This window comes from Candidatus Viridilinea mediisalina, assembly GCF_002532535.1.
In the GTDB taxonomy this organism is placed as follows: domain Bacteria; phylum Chloroflexota; class Chloroflexia; order Chloroflexales; family Chloroflexaceae; genus Viridilinea; species Viridilinea mediisalina.
The window spans coordinates 1-16,448 of sequence record NZ_NQWI01000040.1 but is presented as its reverse complement, the minus strand read 5'-3'; the positions used below and the strand labels follow the sequence as shown (position 1 = coordinate 16,448).

Below are 16,448 nucleotides of genomic sequence, written 5' to 3'. Positions count from 1 at the left end.
TGTAGTGCCGACTTTAGTCGGCTGAGGTCGCTGACAACCCCCGGATGCCGACTAAAGTCGGCACTACGACGGTAAAGCCTTGGGTTTGCCTAGAAGTAGCCTTACCCTGTTGCGCCATAGTGTAGTGCCGACTTTAGTCGGCTGAGGTCGCTGACAACCCCCGGATGCCGACTAAAGTCGGCACTACGACGGTAAAGCAAGTTTGGTAATAGCAAAGAAGTATAGTAAGGCTACAACCCTTCGGCCAATTCATTCAGTGATTGTTGAGGTCTTCGATGCGCTTCCTGCTCGATCAGAAATCCTATGAGGAGATGCAGTCCCGACGGGGTCACTCACGTGACTGTTATGTACGCAATTTCGACTATTTGCACCACCTCTATGTAGATGGGGTCAAGTACACAGTGGCGCGAGCGGTCTATGCCTGTTACAAAGAGGCTCAGGCAAAGAAAGACCAAGATGCCATGTTGCACTTGGCGATGCACATTCAGGACTTGGAGCAGGCGATTGCTGAGGCACGTGAGCGGGGCGAGAATATTGCGGCCTTGCGGGCGATTGGCGATCCGCCGCCCAGCGATGAAGAGGCCCGCCCGCAGATGAATAATAGCTTCTTGCCGGAGGAGCCAGCTACCATTGAAGAGACCGGGCTGAACCGTACTTTCCTCACTGAACACTTTCTGCGCCTGCTCTACAACAAGGGGCGCGCCACCGGGCGCGAGATTGCGGATGATCTCTGCCTCTTCTACCGCATTGTGGAGCAGTTGATCATTGATCTGCGCAACCTTGAGCAGATTGACATCATTGGGCAAAAGGGCTTTGGCGATATTAACTATGAGTACGCCCTAACCGCCCGTGGCGGTGAAGCGGCCCTGGCGGCCCTCAAGAAGACCCAGTACGCCGGGCCATGCCCGGTCAACATCAATGATTGGTTCGAGTCGGTCAAGGCCCAGACGGTAAAAAATGTGAAGGTGACGCGGCGCAATATCCGTGATGCCTTTGAGGGCTTGGTGATTGACGAATCGATCCTGAACATGGTTGGCCCAGCGGTCAACTCTGGCTCTTCGATGATGCTCTTTGGCTATCCGGGCAATGGCAAAACAACCATTGCCGAGCGCATTACCCACCTGATGGGCGATGACATCTTTATCCCAAATACGATCTATGCCGATGGTGCGGTGATCAAGATGTTCGACAGCATTGTCCACGAGAAGCCACGCTTTGCGCTCAAGGAAGGGGTCGAATACGATAAGCGCTGGGTTCGCATCTCGCGCCCAGTGGTGATTGTGGGTGGTGAGTTGACGCTTGACCAACTCAATCTGGTCTTTAACGAAACCTCGCGCATCTACGAGGCTCCCTTTCAGATGAAGGCCAACTGTGGCATCTTCCTGATTGACGACTTTGGACGCCAACAGGTGCGCGTCTTTGACCTGCTCAATCGCTGGATTGTGCCCCTTGAGAAGCGGTACGACTTCCTCAATACCGTGACCGGGCAAAAAATCCAGATCCCCTTTGACCAGTTGATCATGTTCTCAACCAACCTTGATCCGAACGACTTGGGCGACGATGCCTTGCTCCGGCGCATCAAGTTCAAGTTTGAGATCATTGACCCCACTGAAGATCAGTTCCGCGACATCTGGAAGATTATGTGTAAGGTACGCAAGGTGCCCTACGATGAGCGCAGCGTGAGCTACCTGATTGCCAAATGGTATCTGCCCGACGAGCGCCCCTTCCGTATGTGCCAGCCGCGTGATATTCTCGACCAACTCATTTCGATTGCACGCTACAACATGGAGACCCCAACCCTCAGTGCAGACCTGATTGATGCCGCATGTTTGACCTACTTCCCCAATAAGGAGAAGAAGAACTTCGGGGCTAAGGTGCGCCTGGACATGTAGAGCAGAGCAGAGCAGAGTTCAGAGGGCACAGAGGGGTTGAACCACAGAGGCACCGAGGACACAGAGGGCAGAGATGGTTGGAGTTGGTAGCCACATACCGTAGTGTGTGGCTACCTAAGAGAAGGATACAGAAAATAGAAAATAGAAAATAGGTTTGCGATATCAGGATGCGCTGCATGCCTCCAAACGGTAAAGTGGCATGAAATCACCCCCTAATAAAAAATTCTCTGTGTTCTCTGTGCCTCTGTGGTTCAAATTCTCTGTGTTCTCTGTGCCTCTGTGGTTCAAATCCAACGAAAATTCTCCCTGTTCGACAATCCGCGATCTTTTGGTTATAATTCCTACCATCGAAACAGTGCGCTCATGAAGGCCTCTGCGTAGCTGCAAGTTGCACCTGTTCTACAGGCTAGAAAGCCATAGCCGCTGAAGCAAGCCGTGGTGTGTTGGTTAGCCCGACGCATACGCGCCGTTTGCGCGTGCCTCGCATGGGAAGGAAGTTGATGATGACAGGGGTGCTTACTCTTCACCGGACGTCGGTCGGAAAAAAGGTGATCATGGCGCTCACTGGGTGTATCCTAGTGGGGTTTGTGGTCTTTCACATGTACGGCAATACCAAGATGTTTATGGGGCCGGATGAGTTCAACAAGTATGCCGAAGGGCTGCGCTACTTGGGCTCCCCGGTCTTTGGCTATGAACACCTGCTCTGGGTGGCCCGCTTGGTCTTGATTGCGGCTGTGGTGTTGCATGTCTGGTCGGCTTCAGCCTTGGTGACGCAGAGCCGTAAGGCAACTGGTGGCATGAAGCGCTATAGTGAGCATAAGCGCCACACGAGCTATGCGGCCTATACGATGCGCTATGGTGGGATTTTGATCTTTCTGTTTATCATTTTCCACGTTTTGCATCTCACTTTTGGGGTGGTAGGCTACGCAGCGGGTCAGTTTAACCATCCTGGCGGTGGTAATTATGACATCTATAACAATGTTATCTATGGTTTCCAGAACGTACCAATTTCGCTTTTCTACATTGTGACTATGGTCTTTCTGGGTTTCCACCTCTTCCATGGGGTGTGGAGTATGTTCCAGACGTTGGGGTTGAATAGTGCAACCTACAATACCCTGCTGCGCGGACTTGCGGTTGTGGTCTGTGCCGTGGTGGTAGTTGGCAATATCTCCTTCCCAGTTGCGGTGCTAACCGGGGTGATCCAGCCAGTGTAAGGCGAGTGAGGAGTGATCAATGAGTAAACCAAAACAAGAGACCAAAACCCGCACGGGCACGCGCACCATGGAATTTGTAGCTAGTCTTGATTCCAAGCAGCCCTCTGGGCCGATTGAGCAGCGTTGGGATAAGCATCGCTTTGAGATGAAGTTGGTCAATCCGGCTAACCGGCGGCGCTATACGGTGATTGTCGTTGGTTCGGGCCTCGCCGGTGGTGCTGCGGCAGCTACGTTGGGTGAGCAGGGCTACAATGTGAAGTGTTTCTGCTACCAGGATAGCCCGCGCCGCGCCCATAGTATCGCCGCCCAAGGCGGGATCAATGCGGCGAAGAACTATCGCAATGATGGCGATTCGATCTACCGGCTCTTCTACGATACGGTGAAGGGGGGCGATTTCCGCGCCCGTGAGAGCAATGTCTACCGCCTGGCCCAGGTTTCGGTCAATATCATTGACCAGTGTGTGGCCCAGGGTGTGCCCTTCGCCCGTGAGTATGGCGGTTACCTCGATAATCGTTCCTTCGGTGGTGCCCAGGTGTCGCGCACCTTCTATGCCCGTGGCCAGACGGGACAGCAGTTGCTGCTAGGGGCCTACCAAGCCCTTGAGCGCCAGATTGCCGCTGGTAGCGTGAAGATGTTCTCGCGTACCGAGATGCTTGATCTGGTGGTGGTTGATGGGCGCGCACGCGGCATTATTACCCGCGATATGGTGACGGGCAAGATTGAACGCCACGTTGCCGATGCGGTGGTGCTGGCCACTGGTGGCTATGGCAATGTCTTCTACCTGAGTACCAATGCCAAAGGCTGTAACACAACGGCGATCTGGCGCGCCCATCGCAAAGGGGCATTCTTTGGTAACCCCTGCTTTACCCAAATTCACCCTACCTGCATCCCGGTCACCGGCGACCATCAGAGCAAGTTGACGCTGATGAGTGAGTCGCTGCGCAACGATGGGCGTATCTGGGTGCCAAAGAAGAAGGGCGATAGCCGCCCCGCCAGCCAGATTCCTGAAGGCGAGCGCGACTACTACCTTGAGGAGCGCTACCCCTCCTTTGGCAACCTTGTACCTCGCGATGTGGCTTCGCGTAATGCCAAGCATGTCTGCGACCAAGGGCGTGGCGTTGGCTCCAGTGGCTTGGGGGTCTACCTCGATTTTGCCGATAGCATTAAGCGTTTGGGTAAGCCCAAGATTGTGGAACGCTACGGTAATCTCTTTGATATGTATGCCCAGATTACGGGTGAAGATCCCTATGAGACGCCGATGCGCATCTATCCGGCGATTCACTACACGATGGGCGGGCTGTGGGTAGACTACAACCTGATGAGTACCATCCCCGGCCTGTTTGTGGCTGGTGAAGCCAACTTCTCGGATCACGGGGCCAACCGCTTGGGTGCCTCGGCGCTGATGCAGGGTTTGGCCGATGGCTACTTTGTGCTACCCTATACGATTGCTAACTTCTTGGCTCAGATTAAGCCGGGCGGGTTGGATACGAGCGATGCCGCGTTTGCCCAGGCTGAAGCCGAAGTCGCAGGGCGCACCCAGAAACTCTTGAAGCTCAAAGGTGAGCACACGGTCGACTCGTTCCACCGCGAGTTGGGCAAGATCATGTGGGACGAGTGTGGCATGGCGCGTAACGAAGCCGGGCTACGCAAGGCGCTCAAGCGCATCCCTGAGCTGCGCTCCGAATTCTGGGAGAATGTGCGCGTCCCCGGTGAGGGCGGTGAACTCAACCAAGAGCTAGAGAAGGCCGGGCGGGTCGCCGACTTCCTAGAGTTGGGCGAATTGATGTGCATGGATGCCCTGACCCGTGCTGAGTCCTGCGGTGGCCACTTTCGTGAAGAGAGCCAGACTGAAGATGGCGAGGCGTTGCGCGACGACGAGAATTGTGCGTTCGTGTCGGCTTGGGCCTTCACTGGCAACCTGAGCAAGCCGGAGTTGCATAAGGAACCGTTGGAGTTCGAGTATGTCAAGCCGAGCCAGCGTAGCTATAAGTAGGAAGATGCTATGAAATTGACGCTAAAAGTCTGGCGCCAGAAGAACGGCAGCACGCCGGGCGAATTGAAGACCTACCCGGCTGATCATGTCAGCCCTGATATGTCGTTCCTTGAGATGCTCGATGAGGTCAATCAGGCTTTGATCATGCAGGGCGAAGACCCAATTGCCTTTGATCATGATTGTCGTGAGGGCATCTGTGGCATGTGTTCGCTCATGATCAACGGCGTTGCCCATGGGCCCAAAGAGGCGATCACCACATGCCAATTGCATATGCGAAGCTTCAAGGATGGTGAGACGATCACGATTGAGCCGTGGCGCGCCAAGCCTTTCCCGATCATCAAGGACCTCGTGGTTGATCGTGAGAGCTTTGATCGCATCATTCAGGCCGGTGGCTTTATCAGCGCCTCGACCGGCTCGGCCCCCGATGGGAATGCCATTCCTGTGGCCAAACCAGACGCCGATAAGTCTATGGATGCGGCAGCATGCATCGGCTGTGGCGCATGTGCCGCCGCATGCCCCAATGGTTCGGCCATGCTCTTCACAGCGGCCAAGGTCGCCCACTTGGGCCACCTGCCCCAGGGTCAAGCGGAACGCCACCAGCGTGTCGTCAATATGGTGGCAACGCAAGACGCCGAAGGTTTTGGCAACTGCACCAATATCGGCGAGTGCGCGGCGGTCTGCCCCAAGGAGATCAGCCTCGACACGATTGCCATGCTCAACCGCGACCTCGTGATTGCAGCACTCAAGGGCATTGAGCCCGTGGTGAAGTAGGGAAGAGGCACCGAGGATTGAACCACAGAGGCACCGAGGATTGAACCACAGAGGCACCGAGGGCACAGAGATGGTACGGAGGGAGTGTCAACAATGGTGCGTGCTTGCCATGCCCCCCCCTGCTCTGTGTTCTCTGTGCCTCTGTGGTTCAATACCCTGCTCTGTGTCTCTGTGGTTCAATGCTCTGCATCTACCGTGCAACGCGCTCTAGGATGGCGAGGGTATGAGCGGCGACACGACGGTAGGAGAAGCGGGCGGCTTGGTTGAGGCCGTGGTTACTGAGTTCATTGCGTAGGTGTGCATCACCGAGCAGCCGTCCGAGTGCAGCGGCCCAGCCAATGATGTCATCGGGGGGAACGCGCAGGGCCGCCGGGCCAACCACTTCGGGCAGACTACTGGCATCACTGACGATGACCGGCGCACCACAGGCCATAGCTTCGAGCGGTGGTAAGCCAAAGCCCTCATAGCGCGAAGGAAAGACAAAGACGCTACACGCGCGGTAGAGTAGTGGCCCATCTTCAGGGGGCACATCAATGCGCCGCACGCTCGCGCTAAGATCAAGTTCGGCGATCATCGCATCGAGATCAGGGAAGAGTTGGCGATCACGGCCAAGGGTACGCCCAGCAATGGCGAGGGTAGCGCGTACCCCGCGTGATCGTAGCAGCGCAAAGGCGCGCAGGAGCGTACCAAGGTTCTTGCGTGCATCGAGGCCGCCAACATAGTAGACAAAGGGTTCGACGAGGCCATACCGTTCTGCAACTGCGGCACGGGCTGCGGTCTGGTCGCCAAGGCTATACTGATCACCCGCCGCGAGATGGATGGAGGTAACCCGCTCGGCGGGGAGGCGTAGGTGTTTGAGAATATCGTTACGGCTCCAGGCTGAAAAGGTGAGAACATGGTTGCTGCGCCGTACTGCTTGACGCACGAGGGCCATATAGGCGCGTACATGGGCACCACCGCGATATTCGGGCAACAACAGGGGAATGATGTCGCCCACAGTGGTAACAACGGGCAGTTTAGCCCTAAGCGGAGGCCCAAAGTAGGGAGTGAGCAGCACGGCTGGCCCTTGGTAGCAGGTGAGGCGCCAGGCCGCAGCGGGAGCAGTGAATTGCTCAAAGTTGAGCTTGGCCAGATTAGCCCCCAGGCGGTCGAGGGGGCTGCGTAGGCGTACCAAATGCACCCCGGAGGGTGGCGGTGGCCCGCTTGGACTACGAGCGGGCACGAGCAGCAGATAGCGGTACTGGGGGGCTACCTGGGGCAACCAGCGCACAAGCCCATGGAGATATTGGCCGCTACCAACATTGGGTTGCCCCCAAAAGCTGCCGTTGATTACAATCTGCACGGCCTGGGCTCCGCGTTAGCTAGTTGTGTGAAAATCCGCATCAAAAGCAACAATTATACGTTTTTCATTCGTTTCACACGTCACGGCTGGGTTGGTTCAGTCCATCATACCATAACCAGCACTTGTACCATTTCGGTAGGGCTACGCCCCAAGCCCTCTCGTTGTCTTTCAATTTGGCGGCGAAGCCGCCAAATTGAAAGACAACGAGAGGTAACGTTGACATCGAATGACAAACCCTTGCAGGTTTGGTACACTACAGCCCAATGTCAAGCTCATCGTTAGAGAAGGAAGCAACCATGCTACGCAATCTTTTTGGCGCACGCAAGCCAGCGGCGGAGACAAAGAATATACGTGTGAATGAATTGAAGCAACGACTCGACGCAGGTGAGCGCTTCTATCTGTTGGATGTACGTTCGGCAGAGGAGTATAGTGGCGATGGACATATTGCCGGTTCGCACCTTTTGCCCTTGCCGATGTTGGCTACGCGCCAGAGCGAACTGCCCCGCGATCTCCCAATTGTCTGTATCTGTCGCTCCGGGAATCGCAGCGGGGTGGCTGCCGAACAGTTGGCGCGCCAAGGCTTTAGTGAGGTAATAAACTTGACGGGCGGCATGATCGCTTGGGCGCAAGCGGGCTTGCCGATGAAACAGGGGTAATACCATTTACGATTGTAGATTCCAGATTGTAGATTGCCGAACATGGCGTTCCAATGGGCTTTCGCGTTCTTGATCATGCGGCATGTTCAAGGGTAATTGGTATAATCTGGCTGCAAACGCAGCGCCATTTTCAGGTAGAAGGGCAACAGGAGTTCCAATTCCCACTTGATCTCTAGGTTGGGCAAGACGATCCTGTGGTAGATTAGTGCATGGTGTAATGCTGCGAGTGGTTGAGCCAACTCGAAGGCTTGGGTGAGCTTGGCCCCACGGGCATAGGCACCCCACGGCTCCAGGTAGGCATCGCGCAGCCGTTCACGGATGCCGCGCTCGCGGGGGAAGAAGTCCTCAATTTCAACCAAGAAGAGCAACAGGCTGAAGAAGGGGTGGGTGAGTGAACTTGCGCTCCAGTCGAGAAAACTACTACCCTGCGGCCCTACGATCACCTGGCCCGCCCAGAGATCGCCATGCTCTAGGGCGGTCGGGAGGTCGTAGGCGGCCAATTGGGTACTTAAGGTAGCCACCCGGGTAGCCAAATGCTGCAAGGCGGTCCATTCGCTGGGCGACAGCCCAGCAGGGCGGTCGGGGAGTGCGGCAGCAGGATCGGCCAACAGCGGTTCCAAGCGAGCGGCTAGGCGCTCTAGGGGGTACTCTGGCAATCCCAAGGCGCGCAGTTCAGCATAGCGGGGCACACTAGCCAATTGAAGCTCGGCCAAGCGAGCGAGCGCCGCCTCCCAATGGGGCAGATCGTCCTCTTCGCGTAGCGTGGCCAGCTTGGGGCCAGGCAATTCGGCCATGAGCATCCAACCCCGCACGGGATCAAGTGTCAATGGTTGGGCCACATAGCCTGGATGTTGCTGCGCTAACGCTGCGGTTAGGCCCGGCTCATGGCGAAAGATCGGCAACACCGCCTTCATGTAGATCTCGCCCTCTGCCGTTGGGAAGCGCAGCATGGCCGAACGTTGCCACGAGCGCACCTGCGTGGGCGCACCTGTGGGTGTTAGGCCCAGGCGCGTCAGTGAGGTGTTGGCCCAAGCCAGGGCTTGCCCATACCAATCTGGCTGATACCATGGTGGCCGCAGGGCTGATGGATCGCCGGTGTACCAACGAAACCAAGCATGGAGTAGCGCACGGTGGCTTTCATGCAGGAACGCGAGGTCGTCCAGTTCTGCTTGGGTCACCCAACGCGCCCCTGCTGGTGGCACCCAGGCCACATCGCGCAGCAGCACCCCGTAAACCTTGGAGACCAATTCGCGATCGGGTTGGTAGGCGAGATCAACACAGCGGAGAATGGTGGCCGGAATCTTTTGGCGCTCTAGCCAGGCATGCAGGTGGCCAAGTTCTTGCCACAGCCGACGTTGACCTTCATGCATAACTGGCAAGTGCCAGCCCTGTGAGCTTTGCAGCAGCAGACAGCCCGCATAGTCGGGATGCATAAAAATGAGGTGGTTCTCGCAATCGATTGGCGCAATGGCGCTCATGAGCAACTGTTTTCCTGTTCTCCTTTTAGCTATGGTACCATACCCGCTTGAGGGCTACGTCAACGTTGGGGCTGCGCCCCAAACCTCGTTTTTGGAAGGCGGTGCAGCCGCTTCCATTGGAGTAGAGCTATGACAAACTCGCTTGCCAGTGCAAGCCACCCAGCCCGCGAGCGGGGGCTGGGCTATGCCTTTTTGGGTGGTTTAGGCATCACGGTTACGGCGATCATTATTGGGGCGCTGGCGTTTGCTTGGCTGATCCTAGCGGCACGCGGGCCGACAGTGCCGGAGTTGCTGCCCGCCGATACGCAGCTCTACCTTGCGGTGACGCCTAATGTGGGGCATGTGCTGGAAGTGGCTGAGTTACGCCAGATTCTGCGTGAAGAGTTGGGCATCTCTGAGCATGATGCGCTGCTGCGCGGCGTGATTGATCTCGCAGTTGTGCCATTGGGCCCCGACAATATGGGCGTCTGGTTGGGCAGTGAGTTGGGGGTGGCGATCCGTGGGTTCAATGCGGATACGCTGGCCGCCGCTCAGCCCGCAGAGGTTCTGCTGCGCGATGCTGAAATCTTGGTCTTCTTTGGCTCGAAGAACGATCCCCAAGCTGAAGCGTTCCTCGAACAGCACTATGCGGCTCGCAGCGCCCAAGGTGAACAATTGGTGCGCGAGGAGCATGGTGCAGGAACGATCTACAGTCAGCAGCATGGCCCTCCCAACCTCACAAGCGTCTTTACCATAATTGAACACTATGTCTTCTTCAGTAACAGCCGTGACGCACTGGTAGCCCTGGCAGAACAGGCCAACCGTGAGGCGCAGGGGCCAAGTTTAGCCCACGAAGCGAGCTTTGGCAGCGCCCGCCCCGGACGCTATGACGATGGCAGTGCGGCTGCTGCCGCCGCCCGCACTGCCCTCAGTGAACTGCTACATGGCTTGATGCAGACTAATAGCAATTACCCTTGAACATGCCGCATGATCAAGAACTTTGATAGGCTATCCCCTCATCTGTAACCACGTTTCCACCTCGTCCATACGCTCGAAATCGAACAGATTTTCACCTGAGGCGGTGGGCGACTTGCAATGGAATGATCACTCCTCCCAAAAGTGCTGCACCCAACCCTGTGCGGCAAGGAGCGCCCGCAGTTCGAGCATGGCGGTGTAGGTGGGCAGCGCAAAGAGGGTAGTTCCCGCTGGAAGTTGCTTGCGCGCATGGTCGAGCGCTTGATCGAGGGCAGGAATGGTCGTGAGGCGTTGCGGCTCAAGCCCGGCATACTTGAGGCGCACGGCCATATCGTCTGCGCGGGTACCCGTGACCGTGACATGGGCAACATGGCCGGCTAGAATTTCAAAGTCGGCATCCCAGAGCCACGAGACATCGGTGCCGTCGGCGAGGCGGTCGTTGATGCTGATCAGCAGGTGCAGATTGCTGGCTGTGCTTCTGTCTGCATTGAGCAGCATCCGCACCGTTTCGCTGGCACCAACCGGATTCTTGATCAGCGCAATGAGCAGTGGTGTCCCTCCGAGATTCACCCGCTCGATGCGCCCAAAAGCGGCACTGAACTGTTCCAGACTGTTGCGTGCCACTGCGGGACTCAGGCCCAAGGCGAGGGCCGCCGCAAAGGCTGCACTAGCGTTATAGGCGTTGTAGAGCCCCGGTAGTGGCAGCGCAAGCTCTAGCGCCCCCCCAGGGTAGCGCAGGTAGAGTTGGCTACCTGCTGCGCCATGCAGTTCCAAGCGGGCCAACGCGACCTGCGCTGCCGGGCGTTGGTGACCACACGCGGGGCAGTGGTAGTGGCCAATGTGGGCATAGAAGGCCAGCGGGTAGGTATAGCGCTGCCCACATTGCCGACAGAACTGCGAATCGGCAATATGGGCTACGGCCCCCGTCGCATGCTGTGCATCATCCAAACCGTAGTAGCAGACCTGCGCTGTTAAGCCAGCGCCCAACGCAGCCACCGCTGGATCATCAGCATTGAGCAGCACCGTTGCCGTTGCGGGGAGCGTAGCCAGGGCCGCACGCCACGCCCGCGCTACCGTATCAATTTCGCCATAACGATCCAGTTGGTCGCGGAAGAGATTGTGGATCACCACCAGGCGCGGAGCGGTCTCATCAATTGCTTGGGGCAACGCCGCTTCATCCACCTCAAACAGCCCAAGCTCGGCCTTGGTACGTCCGCGCCAATCGGTTGCGGCCAAGGCCGTCGTGGTGAGCCCCTCAATCAGATTGGCCCCGGCGCGATTGTGCAGCACCTGCAAGCCCGCAGCCTGCAACATATCAGCCAGCATACGACTCGTCGTCGTCTTGCCATTCGTACCCGAAAGCAACACCACCCCCTGAGGCAGTGTTGCACTCAACGTTCGCAGCACATCTGGTGCCACCCGCCGCGCCAAACTCCCTGGCAGATTCGTACCACCACCAAGCCGCAACCGACGAATCATCTGACCCGTCAATTTACCTGTGTGGGTTGCAATAACATGTGTTAATTGAAACATATGGAATAATTTCAGGCTACTTTGGATTGAGCTTGCCTTGTGAGGTTATCTCAAAAATCGATGGGCTAGCGTTGGAGTGCCGGCTTCAGCCGGCTAAAGCCGGCACTCCACGTCTGTGCTGGCTTCAGCCGGCTAAAGCCGGCACTCCACGTCTGTGCTGGCTTCAGCCGGCTAAAGCCGGCATTCCACGTCTGTGCTGGCTTCAGCCGGCTAAAGCCGGCATTCTACATCTGAAAACAAGGGCAGGATGCTCTCGCTCCCAGGCTTGTGCCTTACCCCAATGCTGAACAGCTACAAGATCAACTCTTTGCACCCTCTTTGTACAGGGGCAAACGTTTGACAGAGGCTTTGAGCCTATGCTACCATATTTTAGAATGTGGAAACTTCACTGTTGTAACGAGATTACCGACCACGAGAGCGGCGAAGATCGTAACTCGGTTACGCACCACCTCTAGCTATGGGGCTGTCTGAAAAATCGATGGGCTAGCGTTGGAGTGCCGGCTTCAGCCGGCTAAAGTCGGCACTCCAACGCGTACTCACTAGCTTTTCAGACAACTTCTATGGGGCTGGAGGAAACAAGGAGCTTGCGCGCATGAAGCTGCATGAGTATCAGGCCCGTGATCTGCTGGCAAAGTATGGTGTTCCCGTCACTGGCGGTGGGGTCGCAACAACCCCCGCTGAGGCTCGTTCCATAGCCGAAAGTATCGGCGGCGGCGTGGTGGTCAAGGCCCAGGTCTTTGTTGGTGGTCGCGGTAAGGCTGGCGGTGTAAAACTGGCCGCTACGCCCGCTGAGGCTGAACAGGTTGCAAGCCAAATTCTTGGTATGCAGATCAAAGGGCTTACCGTCGAAAAGGTGCTCGTAGCCGAGGCAATTACGTATCAAAAAGAAATCTACCTCAGTGCGATTCTTGATCGTGCTACGAAGCATGTGATGATGATCGCATCGGCTGAGGGTGGGGTCGAGATTGAAGAGGTCGCTAAGACCAATCCAGAAGCTATTATCAAAATTCCTGCCCATCCGACGTTGGGCCTCCAAGATTACCAAGCGCGTGAATTGGCCTTTTCGATTGGATTGACTGATGGTAAGCAGGCGCGTCAGTTTGCCCAGATTGCCAGTGCGCTCTACCGCACCTTCGTTGCGAGTGATGCCTCGTTGGTGGAAATCAACCCACTGGTCATCCGCGATGATGGGAGCCTCCAGGCGCTCGACTCCAAGGTGCTGCTCGATGAGAGCGCCCTCTTTCGCCATCCCGAACTTGCCGCCCTGCGTGACTCCTCCGATGAACCGGAGGCCGAAAGGGTTGCGCGCGAAGCCGATTTGACCTTTATCAAGCTTGATGGCAATATTGGCTGTATGGTCAATGGTGCTGGCCTCGCTATGGCTACTATGGATGTCGTGAAGCTCTATGGCGGTGAACCGGCCAACTTCCTTGATATTGGTGGCGGTGCTAACAAAGAGAAGGTCAAAACCGCCCTGCGGATCATTCTTGCTGATCCCAATGTGAAGGCGGTCATGTTCAATATCTTCGGCGGGATTACCCGCGTTGATGAAGTTGCCCGTGGGATTATTGCCGCACTCGAGGAGGTTCCCACCAATGTGCCCCTCGTGGCACGCCTCACCGGCACCAATGAGGCCGAAGGGTTGAAGATTCTAGCCGAATCGCAACTCATTCCGGCCACAAGCCTCGCCGAAGCAGCCCAGAAAGCCGTCGCGGCAGCCCAGGCTACGCCCTAAATCTCGATCGTCTAACGTCCCCAGGAGGTGCCGCGCCGCTGTTGGCGCTCGTCCCGCCGCGTCGCTGCGGTAGCCTGGGGACGTTTGTTATGTGGAGAAAAGTACGAGCATGGCTAAACGTGCCCTTATCACCGGCATTACCGGGCAGGATGGGAGTTACCTCGCTGAATTGTTGCTCAGTAAAGGCTATGAAGTCATTGGCATGGTGCGTCGCACCAGTACGGTCAATTTTGAGCGCATTCAGCATATTCAGCACGACCTGCATTTGGTAACTGGTGACCTCGCTGATGAAGTTTCGCTGATTAACCTGCTGCGCGAATGTCGCCCCCAAGAGGTCTATAACCTAGCAGCCCAATCCTTTGTTCAGACCTCATGGCATCAGCCGGTCTTCACAGGCGAGACGACCGCTCTGGGTGTGACCCGCATGCTCGATGCGGTACGCATTGTGGACCCCGCGATCCGCTTCTATCAGGCTAGTAGTAGCGAGATGTTCGGCAAGGTGCTTGAAGTCCCGCAGAAGGAGACCACGCCCTTCTATCCACGCAGCCCCTACGGTGTCGCGAAGGTCTATGGCCATTGGATTACCGTGAACTACCGTGAGAGCTACGATATGTTCGCATGCTCTGGTATCCTCTTTAACCACGAGTGTATCTGTGAAACGACCCCGCTCGTGGTGCGCCGCCAGGGCTATGTTGATGTCGTCACCCCTGCCGAACTTGTTCCGCTCATGCGCCAAGGGCCGCATCAGCAGAGCTTTGCTGTGCCCGACCTCGAAATTTGGGACGGGAGCGCATGGACTGCTATCCGTGCGATCACCGCGACCCGCCGTCGTCTCAACGATCCCGACCATACTCTGCTCTCGTTTCAGACGCGGGGCGGCGCTGTGACGGTCACAGCCCATCATCATATGCTCGATGCCGACCATGAGGTGCGGGTGGCCCGTAGCTTGAAGACCAACGATCATGTCGCACTTGCCCCCGCGCTCCCGCCCATGCCCGCCTGGAGCGTCCTGACCCCTGAGTTGGCCGAGTTCTTGGGGTTGCTTACTGCCGCCGGTTGTGCGCTACCCAACGCTGCGCTCGGCTTTACCACAAGTGACGCGGCGTGCAGCAGGCGCGTCAGTGAACTCTGGTCGCGTCTCTTCCTTGGCACAACGAGTATGCCGGTACTGCCCGCCGGTTGGCCTCAGCCAGCGGAACACATCCAGCTTACGCTCAATGGTGAGCCAACGAGCATACGCTGGCTGCATGAGCAACTCTATGCCGCATCTGGCAGCAAGCGCGTGCCCCGCCTTGTGCTCAATAGTGGCCCTGAACTGCACATGGCCTTCCTTCAGGGCTACCAGGCTGCTGCTGGCCACGTTGCCGCAGCGGACGAACGGCTGGCAACCACAAGCCCGCTCTTAGCACAAGGGCTCTGCTGGCTCTACCATGCGCAAGGCCGCCCCATGAGTGTCGCGGTGGAGCATCGTGGTGAGCAGACAACCTACCAACTCACCTTTGGGCCTAGTACGCCCGTTAGCGCAGCCTCCAAGCCAGAGCACAACCTCAGGCGCATCGAGCAGCCTGCCAGCAGCGCAGCGTGGGTCTTTGACCTTGAGACCGCAAGCGGTCACTTCTGTGCCGGTGTAGGCCGCATCATTGTGCATAACAGCCCACGGCGCGGCCTTGAATTCGTCACCCGCAAAATTTCGCACGGCGTAGCACGCATCAAACTCGGCCTCGACAACGAGTTGCGGCTCGGCAACCTGGATGCGCGGCGCGATTGGGGCTTCGCTGGCGACTATGTTGAAGCCATGTGGCTCATGCTTCAGCAGGATCGCCCCGAGGACTACGTTGTTGCTACCGGCGAAACCCATCCGGTCAGCGAATTTTGTGAACTAGCCTTCGGCCATGTTGGCCTCAACTACCACGACTACGTCGTGCTTGACGAGCGCTTCATGCGCCCGGCAGAGGTTGACCTGCTGATCGGCGATCCCACCAAGGCCCGTGAAGAACTCGCATGGCAACCCAAAACCAGTTTTCCCGACCTCGTCCGCATGATGGTCGAGGCGGATCTGCAGTTATTGAAGGAGCAGAACCGATGACCCAGGCGGAGATGCGTTTGATTGAACAAGAGTGGGACGCCCTTGTAGATCGGCTTGGCGTAGCCGAAGCTACCCGCTTCGTTATGCTACTCGACCGACGCACGGGTAGTGCCTTGCAACACCTGCGTACCATCTCTACCATGGCGCATACTGGCCCACGCCGTGTGATCAACTCCGTCCAACCCTTTAGCCAAGTGGAGCTTTGATAAGGATACAGAAACGAGGGCATACCCAATAAAGAACGGGGATACGCGGGAACTTGGTTCCCGCGTATCCCCGTTTACTTTAATGAACATGTGCGGGAACCTCGTTCCCGCATGCCTCCCTAACGCAACGGTAGCTCCAATCCACCGCGCCGCACCTGCTAGGTCTCATGAGCCATGCGCCCCTCCAGACCTGCCAGGTGGGCGCCGTTGGGTCTTTGGGGCTACGCATGGTGGCTGCACGGCGCCCACCTAGCAGGTCGTTGGTTCGCGTTGCATGAGAAAACTCTTGACACCGCATCCAAAGCTTCTCAAAAACTCTACTCTATACCTGAAAGGAGCGGGGTAGGGGGTAAGGGCCAAAGCGCGCATCACCTCTAACGCACCACGAAGGGTAGGTAGACGCGCATCAACGCCGGGGCGATACTCTCTGAGACGCTGATTGGCGCGGGGAAGTCCGGTTCCGGTTCGAGCAGCGGTGCGGTGCGATCCAGCACATAGCGGCTTTCAAGCCCAATCGCCGCTGTGCTGGTGCTACGCATGGTGACAAGGTAGATGCCCGGGCGGGCATCGGGTGAGGTTTGCAGTACG

Annotated in this window: 13 protein-coding genes; 9 read left to right on the top strand and 4 right to left on the bottom strand. The window is 57.2% G+C overall.

Annotation, left to right across the window (positions count from 1 at the left end):
• Nucleotides 1-275: 275 nt before the first annotated feature.
• From CJ255_RS10415 to CJ255_RS10400, 4 genes are all read left to right on the top strand, one after another.
• Nucleotides 276-1,892 carry a DUF8689 domain-containing protein gene (locus tag CJ255_RS10415; RefSeq protein WP_097644039.1) on the top strand — a complete coding sequence of 539 codons (1,617 nt, stop codon included), beginning with the start codon at nucleotides 276-278 and terminating at the stop codon, nucleotides 1,890-1,892.
• 485 nt (nucleotides 1,893-2,377) lie between these two features.
• The gene (locus CJ255_RS10410; RefSeq protein ID WP_320410733.1) at nucleotides 2,378-3,106 is read left to right on the top strand and encodes a succinate dehydrogenase cytochrome b subunit; all 729 of its coding nucleotides are present in this window, start codon (nucleotides 2,378-2,380) and stop codon (nucleotides 3,104-3,106) included.
• A gap of 19 nt (nucleotides 3,107-3,125) precedes the next feature.
• The gene (locus CJ255_RS10405) at nucleotides 3,126-5,099 is read left to right on the top strand and encodes a fumarate reductase/succinate dehydrogenase flavoprotein subunit (protein ID WP_097644037.1); all 1,974 of its coding nucleotides are present in this window, start codon (nucleotides 3,126-3,128) and stop codon (nucleotides 5,097-5,099) included.
• A gap of 9 nt (nucleotides 5,100-5,108) precedes the next feature.
• Nucleotides 5,109-5,870, top strand: coding sequence for a succinate dehydrogenase/fumarate reductase iron-sulfur subunit (locus tag CJ255_RS10400; RefSeq protein WP_097644036.1), 762 nt, complete (start codon nucleotides 5,109-5,111; stop codon nucleotides 5,868-5,870).
• Nucleotides 5,871-6,060: 190 nt separating this feature from the next.
• Here CJ255_RS10400 and CJ255_RS10395 read toward each other — a convergent pair whose 3' ends face one another.
• Entirely contained in the window at nucleotides 6,061-7,212 is a 1,152-nt protein-coding gene (locus tag CJ255_RS10395) for a glycosyltransferase family 4 protein (protein WP_097644035.1), read from the bottom strand.
• 296 nt (nucleotides 7,213-7,508) lie between these two features.
• On the opposite strand from CJ255_RS10395, the gene CJ255_RS10390 reads away from it, so the two are divergent.
• Nucleotides 7,509-7,868, top strand: a complete 360-nt coding sequence (locus CJ255_RS10390) for a rhodanese-like domain-containing protein (RefSeq protein ID WP_097644034.1) — start codon at nucleotides 7,509-7,511, stop codon at nucleotides 7,866-7,868.
• A gap of 86 nt (nucleotides 7,869-7,954) precedes the next feature.
• Here CJ255_RS10390 and CJ255_RS10385 read toward each other — a convergent pair whose 3' ends face one another.
• The gene (locus tag CJ255_RS10385) at nucleotides 7,955-9,346 is read right to left on the bottom strand and encodes a phosphotransferase family protein (protein WP_097644033.1); all 1,392 of its coding nucleotides are present in this window, start codon (nucleotides 9,344-9,346) and stop codon (nucleotides 7,955-7,957) included.
• Nucleotides 9,347-9,475: 129 nt separating this feature from the next.
• On the opposite strand from CJ255_RS10385, the gene CJ255_RS10380 reads away from it, so the two are divergent.
• A complete protein-coding gene (locus tag CJ255_RS10380; RefSeq protein WP_097644032.1) occupies nucleotides 9,476-10,303 on the top strand; it encodes a hypothetical protein in 828 nt (275 codons plus the stop codon).
• 126 nt (nucleotides 10,304-10,429) lie between these two features.
• Here CJ255_RS10380 and CJ255_RS10375 read toward each other — a convergent pair whose 3' ends face one another.
• A complete protein-coding gene (locus tag CJ255_RS10375) occupies nucleotides 10,430-11,833 on the bottom strand; it encodes a MurT ligase domain-containing protein (protein ID WP_097644031.1) in 1,404 nt (467 codons plus the stop codon).
• 592 nt (nucleotides 11,834-12,425) lie between these two features.
• Here CJ255_RS10375 and sucC point away from each other — a divergent pair.
• From sucC to CJ255_RS10355, 3 genes are all read left to right on the top strand, one after another.
• Nucleotides 12,426-13,568 (top strand): ADP-forming succinate--CoA ligase subunit beta, encoded by a 1,143-nt coding sequence (sucC, locus tag CJ255_RS10370; protein WP_097644030.1) that lies wholly within the window; start codon nucleotides 12,426-12,428, stop codon nucleotides 13,566-13,568.
• A 109-nt stretch (nucleotides 13,569-13,677) separates the two neighbouring features.
• Entirely contained in the window at nucleotides 13,678-15,654 is a 1,977-nt protein-coding gene (locus CJ255_RS25085; protein ID WP_245863315.1) for a GDP-mannose 4,6-dehydratase, read from the top strand.
• Entirely contained in the window at nucleotides 15,651-15,860 is a 210-nt protein-coding gene (locus tag CJ255_RS10355; RefSeq protein ID WP_097644029.1) for a hypothetical protein, read from the top strand. Before CJ255_RS25085 ends, CJ255_RS10355 begins: the two co-directional genes overlap by 4 nt.
• 374 nt (nucleotides 15,861-16,234) lie before the next feature.
• Here the strand turns inward: CJ255_RS10355 and CJ255_RS23515 are convergent.
• A partial coding sequence (locus tag CJ255_RS23515; protein WP_165774660.1) for a hypothetical protein occupies nucleotides 16,235-16,448 on the bottom strand: 214 nt, incomplete at its 5' end.